The sequence below is a fragment of the Bacillus sp. AMCV2 genome, from assembly GCF_056033925.1.
The window spans coordinates 821,955-835,778 of record NZ_JBVYIB010000002.1; the positions used below are offsets into that span (position 1 = coordinate 821,955).

17 protein-coding genes are annotated in these 13,824 nt (G+C 46.1%); 11 read left to right on the top strand and 6 right to left on the bottom strand.

The window, feature by feature from the left end; translation table 11 throughout:
- Window positions 1–89 precede the first annotated feature (89 nt).
- A complete protein-coding gene (locus AC0OMA_RS04290; protein WP_003233730.1) occupies window positions 90–458 on the bottom strand; it encodes a YfmB family protein in 369 nt (122 codons plus the stop codon).
- Between the two features lie 243 nt (window positions 459–701).
- Between AC0OMA_RS04290 and AC0OMA_RS04295 the strand changes: the two genes are divergently transcribed.
- The 10 genes from AC0OMA_RS04295 (at window position 702) to nosA (ending at window position 10,989) form a co-directional block, all read left to right on the top strand.
- Entirely contained in the window at window positions 702–1,049 is a 348-nt protein-coding gene (locus tag AC0OMA_RS04295; protein ID WP_003233729.1) for a YflT domain-containing protein, read from the top strand.
- 188 nt (window positions 1,050–1,237) lie between these two features.
- On the top strand, window positions 1,238–2,500 hold the full coding sequence (locus AC0OMA_RS04300) for a pectate lyase (protein ID WP_100506777.1): 1,263 nt from the start codon (window positions 1,238–1,240) through the stop codon (window positions 2,498–2,500).
- A 126-nt stretch (window positions 2,501–2,626) separates the two neighbouring features.
- Window positions 2,627–4,063, top strand: a complete 1,437-nt coding sequence (locus AC0OMA_RS04305) for an anion permease (RefSeq protein ID WP_015383080.1) — start codon at window positions 2,627–2,629, stop codon at window positions 4,061–4,063.
- Between the two features lie 127 nt (window positions 4,064–4,190).
- Window positions 4,191–5,819 carry a two-component sensor histidine kinase CitS gene (gene yflR, locus AC0OMA_RS04310; protein ID WP_367147993.1) on the top strand — a complete coding sequence of 543 codons (1,629 nt, stop codon included), beginning with the start codon at window positions 4,191–4,193 and terminating at the stop codon, window positions 5,817–5,819.
- Entirely contained in the window at window positions 5,791–6,471 is a 681-nt protein-coding gene (gene citT / locus AC0OMA_RS04315; RefSeq protein WP_003242754.1) for a two-component response regulator CitT, read from the top strand. The genes yflR and citT overlap by 29 nt, the downstream gene beginning before the upstream one ends.
- 2 nt (window positions 6,472–6,473) lie before the next feature.
- Window positions 6,474–7,433, top strand: a complete 960-nt coding sequence (locus tag AC0OMA_RS04320) for a tripartite tricarboxylate transporter substrate binding protein (protein ID WP_322840069.1) — start codon at window positions 6,474–6,476, stop codon at window positions 7,431–7,433.
- Between the two features lie 26 nt (window positions 7,434–7,459).
- Window positions 7,460–7,585, top strand: coding sequence for a hypothetical protein (locus AC0OMA_RS04325; RefSeq protein ID WP_015383084.1), 126 nt, complete (start codon window positions 7,460–7,462; stop codon window positions 7,583–7,585).
- Window positions 7,586–7,627: 42 nt separating this feature from the next.
- A complete protein-coding gene (gene citM, locus AC0OMA_RS04330) occupies window positions 7,628–8,929 on the top strand; it encodes a citrate transporter CitM (RefSeq protein ID WP_003242978.1) in 1,302 nt (433 codons plus the stop codon).
- A gap of 55 nt (window positions 8,930–8,984) precedes the next feature.
- On the top strand, window positions 8,985–9,779 hold the full coding sequence (locus tag AC0OMA_RS04335) for an MBL fold metallo-hydrolase (protein ID WP_474221942.1): 795 nt from the start codon (window positions 8,985–8,987) through the stop codon (window positions 9,777–9,779).
- Window positions 9,780–9,897: 118 nt separating this feature from the next.
- Window positions 9,898–10,989, top strand: coding sequence for a nitric oxide synthase (nosA, locus tag AC0OMA_RS04340; protein WP_063335677.1), 1,092 nt, complete (start codon window positions 9,898–9,900; stop codon window positions 10,987–10,989).
- Here nosA and AC0OMA_RS04345 read toward each other — a convergent pair.
- Entirely contained in the window at window positions 10,980–11,255 is a 276-nt protein-coding gene (locus AC0OMA_RS04345) for an acylphosphatase (RefSeq protein WP_003243829.1), read from the bottom strand. The two genes, nosA and AC0OMA_RS04345, sit on opposite strands and share 10 nt — an antisense overlap.
- A 66-nt stretch (window positions 11,256–11,321) precedes the next feature.
- On the opposite strand from AC0OMA_RS04345, the gene AC0OMA_RS04350 reads away from it, so the two are divergent.
- Window positions 11,322–11,987, top strand: a complete 666-nt coding sequence (locus AC0OMA_RS04350) for an MOSC domain-containing protein (protein WP_181218572.1) — start codon at window positions 11,322–11,324, stop codon at window positions 11,985–11,987.
- A 40-nt stretch (window positions 11,988–12,027) separates the two neighbouring features.
- On the opposite strand, the gene AC0OMA_RS04355 is transcribed toward AC0OMA_RS04350, so the two are convergent.
- The 4 genes from AC0OMA_RS04355 to map form a co-directional block, all read right to left on the bottom strand.
- Entirely contained in the window at window positions 12,028–12,165 is a 138-nt protein-coding gene (locus tag AC0OMA_RS04355; RefSeq protein WP_003239885.1) for a YflJ family protein, read from the bottom strand.
- Window positions 12,166–12,321: 156 nt separating this feature from the next.
- Window positions 12,322–12,477: a hypothetical protein gene (locus tag AC0OMA_RS04360; protein ID WP_003244572.1), complete on the bottom strand. Its 156-nt coding sequence runs from the start codon at window positions 12,475–12,477 to the stop codon at window positions 12,322–12,324.
- Window positions 12,478–12,583: 106 nt separating this feature from the next.
- Entirely contained in the window at window positions 12,584–12,898 is a 315-nt protein-coding gene (locus AC0OMA_RS04365; RefSeq protein WP_015383089.1) for a DUF3243 domain-containing protein, read from the bottom strand.
- An 81-nt stretch (window positions 12,899–12,979) separates the two neighbouring features.
- Window positions 12,980–13,729: a type I methionyl aminopeptidase gene (map, locus tag AC0OMA_RS04370; protein WP_327830892.1), complete on the bottom strand. Its 750-nt coding sequence runs from the start codon at window positions 13,727–13,729 to the stop codon at window positions 12,980–12,982.
- Window positions 13,730–13,824 lie beyond the last annotated feature (95 nt).

Genomic DNA, 13,824 nt, shown 5'->3' on the forward strand with positions numbered 1-13,824 from the left:
ATTTAGTAATGAGAATCATTATCACATGTAACACTATAATAGCATGGCTTATCATGTCAATATTTTTTTAGTAAAGAAAGCTGCGTTTTTTACTGCTTTCTCATGAAAGCATCATCAGACACAAATAAGTGGTATGCAGCGTTACCGTGTCTTCGAGACAAAAACGCATGGGCGTTGGCTTTAGAGGTTTCGAACATATCAGCAGTGACATAAGGAAGGAGAGTGCTGAGATAACCGGACAATTTCTTTTCTATTTCATCTGTTAGTGCAAATTCAATGTCGCCGATATTCATGATAATCGAGAAAACAAAGTCGATATCGATATGAAAATGTTCCTCGGCAAAAACCGCAAGCTCGTGAATTCCTGGTGAACATCCGGCACGCTTATGGAAAATCTGTTTGACTAAATCACTCACAATCCAAGCATTGTATTGCTGTTCTGGTGAAAAGTATTGCATTAGACATACCTCCTGCTCGTACGGATAAAGGCAGCATTTCATGGTCGTGTGCTCCGTGCAGCGGCTTCTCTTTAATTTTGATTTTTCTGAAAATAGGTCCCGTTCCTATCACTTTACCATGGACGGAAAACAAATAGCTACTACCATTCCTCCTGTTTTTCTCTTTAATGTTCTGGAATCTGTTTCAGGTACAGACGATCGGGTATGAAAGAAATATAGAAAACATGAAGGAGGAATATCGACATGAAACCAGTTGTAAAAGAGTATACAAATGACGAACAGCTCATGAAGGATGTAGAGGAATTACAGAAAATGGGTGTTGCGAAAGAGGATGTATACGTCTTAGCTCACGACGATGACAGAACGGAACGCCTGGCAGACAACACGAATGCCAATACGATCGGAGCCAAAGAAACAGGTTTCAAGCACGCGGTGGGAAATATCTTCAATAAAAAAGGAGACGAGCTCCGCAATAAAATTCACGAAATCGGTTTTTCTGAAGATGAAGCCGCTCAATTTGAAAAACGCTTAGATGAAGGAAAAGTGCTTCTCTTTGTGACAGATAACGAAAAAGTGAAAGCTTGGGCATAAAGCAAAGAAAAACCAAAAGGCCATGACGGCCTTTTGGTTTTTTTGCGGTCTTTGCGGTGGTATTTTGCAGAATGCCGCAATAGGATAGCGGAACATTTTCGGTTCTGGATGTCCCTCAATTTGCTATTATATTTTTGTGATAAATTGGAATAAAATCTCACAAAATAGAAAATGGGGGTACATAGTGGATGAAAAAAGTGATGTTAGCTACGGCTTTGTTTTTAGGATTGACTCCAGCTGGCGCGAACGCAGCTGATTTAGGCCACCAGACGTTGGGATCCAATGATGGATGGGGCGCGTACTCGACCGGCACGACAGGCGGATCAAAAGCATCGTCCTCAAATGTGTATACCGTCAGCAACAGAAACCAGCTTGTCTCGGCATTAGGGAAGGAAACGAACACAACGCCAAAAATCATTTATATCAAGGGAACGATTGACATGAACGTGGATGACAATCTGAAGCCGCTTGGTCTAAATGACTATAAAGATCCGGAGTATGATTTGGACAAATATTTGAAATCCTATGATCCTAGCACATGGGGCAAAAAAGAGCCGTCGGGAACACAAGAAGAAGCGAGAGCACGCTCTCAGAAAAACCAAAAAGCACGGGTCATGGTGGATATTCCTGCAAACACGACGATCGTCGGTTCAGGGACTAACGCTAAAGTCGTGGGCGGAAACTTCCAAATCAAGAGTGATAACGTCATTATTCGCAACATTGAATTCCAGGATGCCTATGACTATTTTCCGCAATGGGATCCGACTGACGGAAGCTCAGGGAACTGGAACTCACAATACGACAACATCACGATAAACGGCGGCACACACATCTGGATTGATCACTGTACATTTAATGACGGTTCGCGTCCGGACAGCACATCGCCGAAATATTATGGAAGAAAATATCAGCACCATGACGGCCAAACGGATGCTTCCAACGGTGCTAACTATATCACGATGTCTTACAACTATTATCACGATCATGATAAAAGCTCCATTTTCGGATCAAGTGACAGCAAAACCTCCGATGACGGCAAATTAAAAATTACGCTGCATCATAACCGCTATAAAAATATTGTCCAGCGCGCGCCGAGAGTCCGCTTCGGGCAAGTGCACGTATACAATAACTATTATGAAGGAAGCACAAGCTCTTCAAGTTATCCTTTCAGCTATGCATGGGGAATCGGAAAGTCATCTAAAATCTATGCCCAAAACAATGTCATTGACGTACCGGGACTGTCAGCTGCTAAAACGATCAGCGTATTCAGCGGGGGAACGGCTTTATATGACTCCGGCACGTTGCTGAACGGCACACAGATCAACGCATCGGCTGCAAACGGGCTGAGCTCTTCTGTCGGCTGGACGCCGTCTCTGCATGGATCGATTGATGCTTCTGCTAATGTGAAATCAAATGTTATAAATCAAGCGGGTGCGGGTAAATTAAATTAAGAAAGTGAAAAACACAAAGGGTGCTAACCTTTGTGTTTTTTAATTAATTAAAATGTTTATTAACTTAGTTAAGGAGTAGAATGGAAAAGGGGATCGGAAAACAAGTATATAGGAGGAGACCTATTTATGGCTTCAGAAAAAGACGCAGGAAAACAGTCAGCAGTAAAGCTTGTTCCATTGCTTATTACTGTCGCTGTGGGACTAATCATCTGGTTTATTCCCGCTCCGTCCGGACTTGAACCTAAAGCTTGGCATTTGTTTGCGATTTTTGTCGCGACAATTATCGGCTTTATCTCCAAGCCCTTGCCAATGGGTGCAATTGCAATTTTTGCATTGGCGGTTACTGCACTAACTGGAACACTATCAATTGAGGATACATTAAGCGGATTCGGGAATAAGACCATTTGGCTTATCGTTATCGCATTCTTTATTTCCCGGGGATTTATCAAAACCGGGCTCGGTGCGAGAATTTCGTATGTATTCGTTCAGAAATTCGGGAAAAAAACCCTTGGACTTTCTTATTCACTGCTATTCAGTGATTTAATACTTTCACCTGCTATTCCAAGTAATACGGCGCGTGCAGGAGGCATTATATTTCCTATTATCAGATCATTATCCGAAACATTCGGATCAAGCCCGGCAAATGGAACAGAGAGAAAAATCGGTGCATTCTTATTAAAAACCGGTTTTCAGGGGAATCTGATCACATCTGCTATGTTCCTGACAGCGATGGCGGCGAACCCGCTGATTGCCAAGCTGGCCCATGATGTCGCAGGGGTGGACTTAACATGGACAAGCTGGGCAATTGCCGCGATTGTACCGGGACTTGTAAGCTTAATCATCACGCCGCTTGTGATTTACAAGCTGTATCCGCCGGAAATCAAAGAAACACCGGATGCGGCGAAAATCGCAACAGAAAAACTGAAAGAAATGGGACCATTCAAAAAATCAGAGCTTTCCATGGTTATCGTGTTTCTTTTGGTGCTTGTGCTGTGGATTTTTGGCGGCAGCTTCAACATCGACGCAACCACAACCGCATTGATCGGTTTGTCCGTTCTCTTATTATCACAGGTTCTGACTTGGGATGATATCAAGAAAGAACAGGGCGCTTGGGATACGCTCACTTGGTTTGCGGCGCTTGTCATGCTCGCCAACTTCTTGAATGAATTAGGCATGGTGTCTTGGTTCAGTAATGCCATGAAATCATCCGTATCAGGGTTCTCTTGGATTGTGGCATTCATCATTTTAATTGTTGTGTATTATTACTCTCACTATTTCTTTGCAAGTGCGACAGCCCACATCAGTGCGATGTATTCAGCATTTTTGGCTGTCGTCGTGGCAGCGGGCGCACCGCCGCTTTTAGCAGCGCTGAGCCTCGCGTTCATCAGCAACCTGTTCGGGTCAACGACTCACTACGGTTCTGGAGCGGCTCCGGTCTTCTTCGGAGCAGGCTACATCCCACAAGGCAAATGGTGGTCCATCGGATTTATCCTGTCGATTGTTCATATCATCGTATGGCTTGTGATCGGCGGATTATGGTGGAAAGTACTAGGAATATGGTAGAAAGAAAAAGGCAGACGCGGTCTGCCTTTTTTTTTATTTTCACTCCTTCGCAAGAAAACGGATTTTGAAAAATGAGAAAATTCCCTATAAAAATGATATGATCTAGGTAGAAAGGACGGCTGGTGCTGTGGTGAAAAAGCGGTTCCATTTTTCCCTGCAAACAAAAATAATGGGGCTGATTGCGGCTCTGCTGGTCTTTGTCATTGGTGTGCTGACTATTACGTTAGCCGTTCAGCATACACAGGGAGAACGGAGACAGGCAGAGCAGCTGGCGGTTCAAACGGCGAGAACCATTTCCTATATGCCGCCGGTTAAAGAGCTCATTGAGAGAAAAGGCGGACATGCGGCTGAGACGCAAGAGGTCATTGAACAAATGAAAGAACAGACTGGCGCGTTTGCCATTTATGTTTTGGACGAAAAAGGAGACATTCGCAGCGCCTCTTTAAAAAGCGGATTAAAGAAACTGGAGCGCAGCAGAGAAATTTTGTTTGGCGGTTCGCATGTTTCTGAAACAAAAGCGGATGGACGAAGAGTGATCAGAGGGAGCGCGCCGATTATAAAAGAACAAAAGGGATACAGCCAAGTGATCGGCAGCGTATCTGTTGATTTTCTGCAAACGGAGACAGAGCAAAGCATCAAAAAGCATTTGAGAAATTTGAGTGTGATTGCTGTGCTTGTGTTGCTGCTCGGATTTATTGGCGCCGCCGTGCTGGCGAAAAGCATCAGAAAGGATACGCTTGGGCTTGAACCGCATGAGATCGCGGCTCTATATCGTGAGAGGAACGCAATGCTTTTCGCGATTCGAGAAGGGATTATTGCCACCAATCGTGAAGGCGTCGTCACCATGATGAACGTATCGGCGGCCGAGATGCTGAAGCTGCCCGAGCCTGTGATCCATCTTCCTATAGATGACGTCATGCCGGGAGCAGGGCTGATGTCTGTGCTTGAACAAGGAGAAATGCTGCCGAACCAAGAGGTAAGCGTCAACGATCAAGTGTTTATTATCAATACGAAAGTGATGAATCAAGGCGGGCAGGCATATGGGATTGTCGTCAGCTTCAGGGAGAAAACAGAGCTGAAGAAGCTGATCGACACATTGACAGAGGTTCGCAAATATTCAGAGGATCTCAGGGCGCAGACTCATGAATTTTCAAATAAGCTTTATGCGATTTTAGGGCTGCTTGAGCTTGGGGAGTATGATGAAGCCATTGATCTGATTAAAGAGGAATATGCGATACAAAATGAACAGCATGATCTTTTATTCCATAACATCCATTCGCAGCAGGTTCAGGCCATTTTGTTAGGGAAAATAAGCAAGGCATCGGAAAAGAAGGTCAAGCTGGTGATTGATGAGAACAGCTCACTCGCGCCTCTTCCTGCACATATCGGCTTGTCCCATCTTATTACAATTATCGGCAATTTAATTGATAACGCTTTCGAAGCTGTAGCGGAGCAAAGCGTGAAGGAAGTTTTGTTTTTTATCACGGATATGGGCCATGACATTGTCATTGAAGTATCAGACACAGGGCCCGGTGTGCCGCCAGATAAGATGGAAGAAGTGTTTGAGAGAGGCTATTCTTCAAAGGGGATGAGGAGAGGCTACGGTCTGGCCAATGTGAAAGACTCAGTGCGTGAACTGGGCGGCTGGATCGAACTGGCGAATCAAAAAACTGGCGGGGCGGTATTCACTGTGTTTATACCGAAGGAGAAACAAAGGGGGAATCCATTTGATTCACATCGCGATTGCGGAGGATGATTTTCGAGTTGCGCAAATCCATGAGAGATTGATTAAACAGCTTGATGGATTCAAGATTATCGGCAAGGCGGCTAACGCAAAAGAGACATTGGCGCTTTTGAAGGAACACAAGGCTGATTTGCTTCTGCTGGATATTTATATGCCGGACGAGCTTGGGACCGCGTTGATTCCTGATATACGAAGCCGATTTCCTGAAGTGGACATTATGATTATCACAGCGGCAACAGAAACCCGGCATTTGCAGGAAGCGCTAAGAGCGGGGATTGCCCACTATTTGATCAAACCCGTAACGGCTGACAAGTTCAGGCAGGTGCTGCTTCAGTATAAAGAAAAAAGGAAGCTGCTCATGTCTCAGCCGGAGGTCAGCCAATCGATGATCGACCATATTTTTGGGAACGGTGTGAAGACAGCTTTGCCGGCAGAGGATTTGCCGACTGGCATTAATTCGATTACACTGCGAAAAATTAAGGAAGCGCTTCAGACTGCGTCAGAAGGATTGACAGCGGAGGAACTTGGGGAAAAAATGGGGGCGTCACGAACAACTGCCCGCCGTTATGCCGAGTACCTTGTGTCAAAGGAAGAAGCAAGAGCCGAGCTTGAATACGGGATTATCGGCAGGCCGGAGAGAAAATATTATTTGGCGGCGGATTAGATATGAAAAAATCTATAATATTATTGATTTTTCTATTGATCTTTATGCAGGGTGATATCAGGCAGGCGGCTGCGCCGCGCCTGCCGGACGGGCCGATAGAAATTGTCGTCCCCGCTGAGCCTTCTGGCGGCTGGGATGTCACAGCGCAGGCCATCCATTCTGTTTTGAGTCAGAAGCAGATCGTGAAGGGTGATGTTCATATCGTCTATAAACCCGGCGGCGGGGGAGAGAAAGGCTGGAAATATGTCAACAAAAGCAGCAAACAAACCATCAGCATGACGTCCAGCCTAATATTGAGCAATGATCTTCTCGGGCAAAGTAAATTAAAAATGGCCGATTTTACGCCGCTCGCCATTCTCTCCAAGGAATGGCAGACGGTTGCATTGCCAAAAGGATCAGCGTTAACAAATGGCAAGGATGTGCTGAATGAGATCAACATGCATCCTGGCAAGGTGAGAATCGGCTTTGCCCCGGGGTTTGGCAATGATGATCAGCTCTCGTTCGTCAGAGCGGCAGATATGTACGGCATTGACGCGTTTGACATTCAATTCTCACAGTATGACAGCAGTGAACAGCTCATTCAGGCGCTGATCAGACATGAGATAGAAGCGGCTTCCATGACACTTTCTGAAGCGAAACCATATGAACGAAACGGCGATATCACGTTAGCCGCTGTAACGTCTGATAAAAGACTTCCCGGTTTTCCAAATGTACCGACGTGGAAGGAGCAGGGAATCCCGTTTGTTTTTTCTCATTGGAGAGGGATTTTGGGCCCGAAAAATATGTCTGAGGAAGAGATTTCTTACTGGGATCAAGCGCTAAAGGAGGTCACCTCTTCACCTGAATGGAAGCGGAAAATAAACGAACAGGACTGGGAAAGCTTTTATTTAAACAGCAGGGAAACGAAACGGTTTTTAGAAGAACAATCTGCTTTTTATCAAAGCATCATGACAGGAAATTAAGATCCCGGCATCCCGGGATTTTTTTCATGCCGAAAATTGATCAAAAAGAACAAAACGGTTTTAAAAAATTAAAAATACAAAAAAACCAAATTATTTACTTGCGATTTGTTTTCCCATACGATGGCAAAAAGGCAAGACAAAAAGGGGAGTAAGGGAGAAAAAAATGTAAGCGGATTCATTAAGGGGGAATGGATGTGTTAGCAATCTTAGGCTTTCTCATGATGCTTGTGTTTATGGCATTGATCATGACAAAACGGCTTTCTGTTTTAACAGCATTGGTTTTGACGCCGATTGTGTTTGCGCTTATCGCCGGATTTGGATTTACTGAAGTTGGGGACATGATGATTTCGGGGATTCAACAAGTCGCGCCGACTGCGGTCATGATTATGTTTGCGATCTTATATTTTGGAATTATGATTGATACAGGCCTGTTTGATCCAATGGTTGGCAAAATTTTAAGCATGGTCAAAGGAGACCCTTTAAAAATTGTTGTCGGGACAGCGGTTCTTACAATGCTCGTCGCCTTGGACGGAGATGGCTCGACAACGTACATGATTACGACAAGCGCCATGCTTCCGCTCTATTTGCTGCTAGGCATCCGGCCAATTATCTTGGCGGGAATCGCGGGAGTCGGCATGGGAATCATGAACACGATTCCATGGGGTGGTGCGACGCCGAGGGCGGCGAGTGCGCTGGGGGTTGATCCAGCTGAGCTTACAGGGCCGATGATTCCTGTCATTGCAAGCGGGATGCTTTGTATGGTGGCGGTTGCGTATGTGCTTGGAAAAGCGGAACGAAAGCGCCTTGGTGTGATTGAACTGAAACAGCCGGCCAATGCCAATGAACCTGCGGCAGCGGTTGAAGATGAGTGGAAGCGGCCGAAGCTTTGGTGGTTCAATTTATTGTTAACGCTTTCTTTAATAGGATGTTTAGTATCGGGTAAAGTCAGTTTAACCGTACTGTTTGTCATTGCGTTTTGTATTGCGCTGATTGTGAATTATCCCAATCTCGAGCATCAGAGGCAGCGCATCGCGGCGCATTCCAGCAACGTGCTGGCTATCGGTTCAATGATTTTTGCCGCGGGGGTGTTCACGGGGATTTTGACAGGCACGAAAATGGTTGATGAAATGGCGATCTCGCTCGTGTCCATGATACCGGAACAAATGGGCGGATTGATCCCGGCGATTGTTGCTTTAACAAGCGGCATTTTCACATTCTTGATGCCGAATGACGCGTATTTCTACGGGGTGCTGCCGATTTTATCAGAAACAGCTGTCGCATACGGTGTGGATAAAGTGGAAATTGCCAGAGCCTCTATTATCGGCCAGCCGATTCATATGCTGAGTCCGCTTGTGCCATCCACTCATTTGCTTGTCGGACTCGTCGGAGTTTCTATTGATGACCATCAAAAATTCGCATTGAAATGGGCGGTTCTCGCAGTGATCGTCATGACGGCTATCGCTCTATTGATCGGTGCGATCTCTATTTCCGTATGATAATTCAGGCGTAATGACACACACTAACGGCATACAACATTCCGGAGGTGTCATTATGAGTGATCCTTATATGCCGCTGACTTCAGTCAGAAGCGGAACGGGGTTCGAAGCGGCAAAAGGTGTGCACGGCCTGACTGTGCAAATTGCGAATGTTTATTTTATTCAGCTGCCTTCTGAACCTCACTCATTTGTTTTAATTGATGCCGGCATGCCTCAATCAGCCGGCATGATTGTCAATGAAGCCAAACAAAGATTCGGTGAAGGGTTTCAGCTGAAGGCGATTATCCTCACACACGGGCACTTTGACCATATTGGGGCAATCGAAGAGATCCTTGAACATTGGGATGTACCTGTTTATGTCCATTCTCGGGAAATGCCCTATGTAACAGGTAAAGAAGATTATCCTCCGGCTCGTCCTGACAGCAAGAGCGGGCTGGTCGCCAAGCTGTCGCCGCTGTTTCCGCGGCACTCCATCGATATTTCCTCACATGTCCAGGCACTGCCGGAAGACGGTTCAGTCCCCTTTCTTGACGAGTGGATGTGGATTGCGACACCAGGACACACGCCGGGCCATATTTCGTTATTCCGCGATGACGGCCGCGTGCTTGTGGCAGGTGATGCTGTTATTACAGTGGAACAGGAGAAAATGGCTGACGTCTTGATACAAAAACAGGAGCTTCACGGTCCGCCGGCTTATTTCACGCCTGACACAGATACGGCCGCGGAGTCCATTCTAAAGCTGGCCGGTCTTGAACCGGAAGCGTTATTGACCGGGCACGGCATACCGATGACCGGCAAAAACTTTCGAAGTGACTTAACTGAATTGGCAAATCGGTTATCGTCTATTTGACACCCGCACCACGCGGGTGTTTTTTATTGTTTTCCAGGAAGTTGCAGAAAAATCATTTGTCTTGCCGCTTAAAAACGATACAATGAAAAGCATGAAGTGATGTGAAGGGGAGAGTTTGTTGGAAGAAAAAGAAATACTCTGGAACGAAGCGAAAGCGTTTATTGCCGCATGCTATCAGGAATTGGGAAAGGAGGAGGAAGTGAAAGACCGTCTCGAGGACATTAAAAGCGAAATTGACCTGACCGGAAGCTATGTACATTCGAAGGAAGAGCTGGAGCACGGAGCGAAAATGGCTTGGAGAAACAGCAACCGCTGCATCGGCAGATTGTTCTGGAATTCGCTGAATGTTATCGACAGACGAGACGTCCGGACGAAGGAGGAAGTGCGTGACGCCCTCTTTCACCATATTGAAACCGCCACCAATAACGGGAAAATCAGACCGACCATTACGATTTTCCCTCCGGAAGAGAAGGGTGAAAAGCAAGTCGAGATCTGGAATCATCAGCTGATCCGGTACGCTGGATATGAGTCAGACGGAGAAAGAATCGGTGACCCGGCTTCCTGTTCACTGACAGCAGCCTGCGAAGAGCTCGGCTGGCGCGGAGAGCGAACGGATTTTGACCTGCTGCCGCTCATTTTTCGCATGAAAGGCGACAAACAGCCTGTCTGGTATGAGCTGCCGCGTTCACTTGTGATCGAGGTTCCAATCATACATCCGGACATCGAGGCGTTTTCTGATTTGGAGCTGAAGTGGTACGGCGTGCCTATCATCTCTGATATGAAGCTTGAGGTCGGGGGCATTCATTATAATGCCGCGCCATTTAACGGCTGGTATATGGGCACGGAGATCGGAGCGAGAAACCTCGCAGATGAAAAGCGGTACGACAAGCTCAAAAAAGTAGCGTCCGTGATCGGCATCGCCGCTGATTACAATACGGATTTATGGAAGGATCAAGCGCTAGTTGAATTGAATAAAGCTGTGCTGCACTCGTATAAAAAGCAGGGTGTCAGCATCGTTGATCATCATACAGCGGCAAGCCAGTTTAAACGGTTTGAAGAACAGGAGGAAGAAGCGGGCAGAAAGCTGACGGGGGACTGGACGTGGCTGATTCCGCCAATTTCACCCGCTGCCACTCATATCTTCCACCGATCCTATGATAACTCAATCGTTAAGCCGAATTACTTTTATCAAGATAAGCCTTATGAGTAAACAATAGAAAATCGATGATGGCCTTCAAGGCTGCGGGATTCAGTCACAGAGATGTCGGTAACCTTTGAGAAAGGGCTTCCGTTCTTTACAGCCTCAACAAACGATTGCAGGGCGTTTTCCGGACCCTCTGCCAAAATCTCGACACGCCCGTCATCACGGTTTTTGACCCAGCCGGCCAGTTTTCGCTTATCAGCTTCCATTTGAACAAAATAGCGAAAGCCCACACCTTGAACCCGGCCGTCTACAATGATTCGGTATTGAAGCATGTAAAAACCACCTTTTCTTTTTATGATAATCAATCATTTTACAACCTGTAAAGGGGATGTGTTTGTATGAAACCAGAGCGCTATTCAATTCTTTCTCTTAATCTGGGAAAACCGCAGACGCTTGAATATGGCGGAAAGAAAATCGAAACCGGCATCATGAAGCGGCCAGCTGAATCAGCCGTTATGCTGCATCGGGAGAATTTTGAAGGAGACGGACAGGCGGACCTCGTCAACCACGGCGGACCTGATAAGGCTGTCTGTGTCTACCCGGCGGAGCATTATCCGTTTTGGGAAGAGTTCCTCTCAAGACCGCTGTCAAACGCCGCATTTGGAGAAAATCTGACGGTCGCGGGCCTGACTGAGGAGAATGTTTGCATCGGGGATGTGTTCAGGCTTGATGAAGCTGTTGTTCAGGTCAGCCAGCCGCGCCAGCCGTGTGTAAAGCTGGCGAAAAAGTTTGGTGTAAAAGAAATGGTGCTGAAGGTCCAGCAAACTGGCTATACAGGGTTTTATTTTCGCGTGCTGGAGGAGGGCAGGGTGTCTCCCTGCGCGAACCTTGAATTGCTGTCCAGAGGAGAGAAGGGCATATCCGTCCAGTTCGCCAACCGCATCAACTACCATGATGCAAAAAATCTCACCGCCATTGAACGGATTTTAAGTGAGGCTGCACTATCGGAAAGCTGGAGAGCGTCCTTTATGAAAAAGAAGGACAGGCTGCAGCCGGTTGAATAGAAAAAAGCCGCGCATATCAACGTGCGCGGCTTTGCCATATTTACGATTGTTTTTTCTTTGTTTCAAGCAGGTTGGCAAGAAAATAGGTTTTATAGCTTTGAAGCTTTCTTCCCTCATGGTGCGTGATCCCCTGCTTTTTTAGTTCTGCCACATACCAGCCTTTACTGCCGTAATGCATGTCAGAAAACTCCTTTCCCTATCTGATTTCGAAACGATTGGCATTGTAACATCTATAAAAAGATGCTGAAAAGAGATGCGGGGAAAACTGAGCCTTTCGCACTAGATGTACGAATGTTCTTCTGTATGTATATGCGGAGCAAAAGCCGAATATGATTTAATGGCCGGTTAGTTTGATCATGACAACGCCAAATGTCATAATGGCGAAAACAATGCCGATATATGTGAGCATCCCGTTTTTTTTCTTAACGCCGTAAACGGTCATAATGATGCCTTCAATGAAAAAAATGATGCCGAAAATAATAAACCACATGCAGATAAAGGCTCCTTTCACAGACATAATAGTAGTGTAGCATATCTGAAAGAGCCGGGCTGTGACAATATCAAGAAAGCCGGGCGCATATCGCCCGGCTCATGTTTTATTGTTTATCAACCAATTTGACCAGAAGCTGTGCCAAATGTTCTTTCTCATCTTCGTCCGCAACGCTCCAAAGCTCTTGCAGCAGCATTTCTTCACCGTTTTGCGGCTCTTCATGCTTTGCGAGGTAGTCTCCCAGGATCGCAGCGCTTTTTACAAGCTTGCCGTCATTCAATCCCAGCTTTTTGCCTCGGTTGACTTGTTTTTTCAGGTAGCCTTTAAATTCCTCAAAGTCTTTTAAAATGTCTTCTTTTATTGTGCCATGCATCGCGTTCATTTCGTTTTCAATTTGGATTTTTTCTTGATCTCTGTTCATTGCAAGACCTCCTCGTGCAGAATAATGATGTTTTACCTGCTATTGGAGGAGGTTAAACCTGCCGGAAGTCCGGAATGTGTTCTACAGTTTCGTCAAGATAATCGGTTCATCTTTTGTGATGACGATCGTGTGTTCAACTTGGGCAACCATGCTTTTATCCGGCGTCTTGAACGTCCAGCCGTCTCCAGCTTCAACAATCGTTTCTGCTTTCGTTGAAATAAACGGTTCAAGCGCGATGACTGTGCCATTTTTGAACAGTGCGTTATCAAACGGATCATAATAGTTCATGATGTGGTTCGGCGCTTCATGCAGGCTTCGGCCGATTCCGTGGCCGGTCAGGGTTTTGATGACGGTAAAGCCTTGAGAGCGTGCTTCATGATAAACGGCTCTTCCGATCTGGTTTTGGCGCTTGCCCGCTTTTGCCTGCTGAAGCCCCTTTTGAAAAGCGTTTTCCGCGCATTGGCAAAGCTTATGAAGGCGTTCTTCTCCTTCACCGAGCACAAATGAGATGCCTGTGTCGGAATAGAAGCCGCCAAATTCAGCGGAGATGTCGATGTTGACAAGGTCCCCTGTTTTTAAAATTTTGGATGTGCTTGGTATGCCGTGAGCCACTTCATCATTTACGCTGATGCATGTCACGCCTGGAAAATCATATTCCTTCTCAGGAGCTGAAACGGCGCCGTGCTCATCAAGCACAGCTTTTCCGATAAGGTCAAGGTCTTTTGTGCTCATGCCGGGCTCTGCCTTCCGCTTCATTTCTTCACGCGCAAGCGCGACGATTCTTCCGATTTTTTTCAGGCCTTCTAATTCTTGATCGTTTGTTACAATCATCTGTCATTCCCGCTTTCTTTTTAAATAATCTAGATTAAGCTTACCACAACTGTCTTAAAAATAGGAAACACACGGACCTGGGAAAAAAGAAATAC

Coding starts and splice junctions, on each gene's coding strand:
- AC0OMA_RS04290 (WP_003233730.1), bottom strand. CDS start 458: ATGCAATACTTTTCACCAGAACAGCAATACAATGCTTGGATTGTGAGT.
- AC0OMA_RS04295 (WP_003233729.1), top strand. CDS start 702: ATGAAACCAGTTGTAAAAGAGTATACAAATGACGAACAGCTCATGAAG.
- AC0OMA_RS04300 (WP_100506777.1), top strand. CDS start 1,238: ATGAAAAAAGTGATGTTAGCTACGGCTTTGTTTTTAGGATTGACTCCA.
- AC0OMA_RS04305 (WP_015383080.1), top strand. CDS start 2,627: ATGGCTTCAGAAAAAGACGCAGGAAAACAGTCAGCAGTAAAGCTTGTT.
- AC0OMA_RS04320 (WP_322840069.1), top strand. CDS start 6,474: ATGAAAAAATCTATAATATTATTGATTTTTCTATTGATCTTTATGCAG.
- AC0OMA_RS04325 (WP_015383084.1), top strand. CDS start 7,460: ATGCCGAAAATTGATCAAAAAGAACAAAACGGTTTTAAAAAATTAAAA.
- AC0OMA_RS04335 (WP_474221942.1), top strand. CDS start 8,985: ATGAGTGATCCTTATATGCCGCTGACTTCAGTCAGAAGCGGAACGGGG.
- AC0OMA_RS04345 (WP_003243829.1), bottom strand. CDS start 11,255: ATGCTTCAATACCGAATCATTGTAGACGGCCGGGTTCAAGGTGTGGGC.
- AC0OMA_RS04350 (WP_181218572.1), top strand. CDS start 11,322: ATGAAACCAGAGCGCTATTCAATTCTTTCTCTTAATCTGGGAAAACCG.
- AC0OMA_RS04355 (WP_003239885.1), bottom strand. CDS start 12,165: ATGCATTACGGCAGTAAAGGCTGGTATGTGGCAGAACTAAAAAAGCAG.
- AC0OMA_RS04360 (WP_003244572.1), bottom strand. CDS start 12,477: ATGTGGTTTATTATTTTCGGCATCATTTTTTTCATTGAAGGCATCATT.
- AC0OMA_RS04365 (WP_015383089.1), bottom strand. CDS start 12,898: ATGAACAGAGATCAAGAAAAAATCCAAATTGAAAACGAAATGAACGCG.
- map (WP_327830892.1), bottom strand. CDS start 13,729: ATGATTGTAACAAACGATCAAGAATTAGAAGGCCTGAAAAAAATCGGA.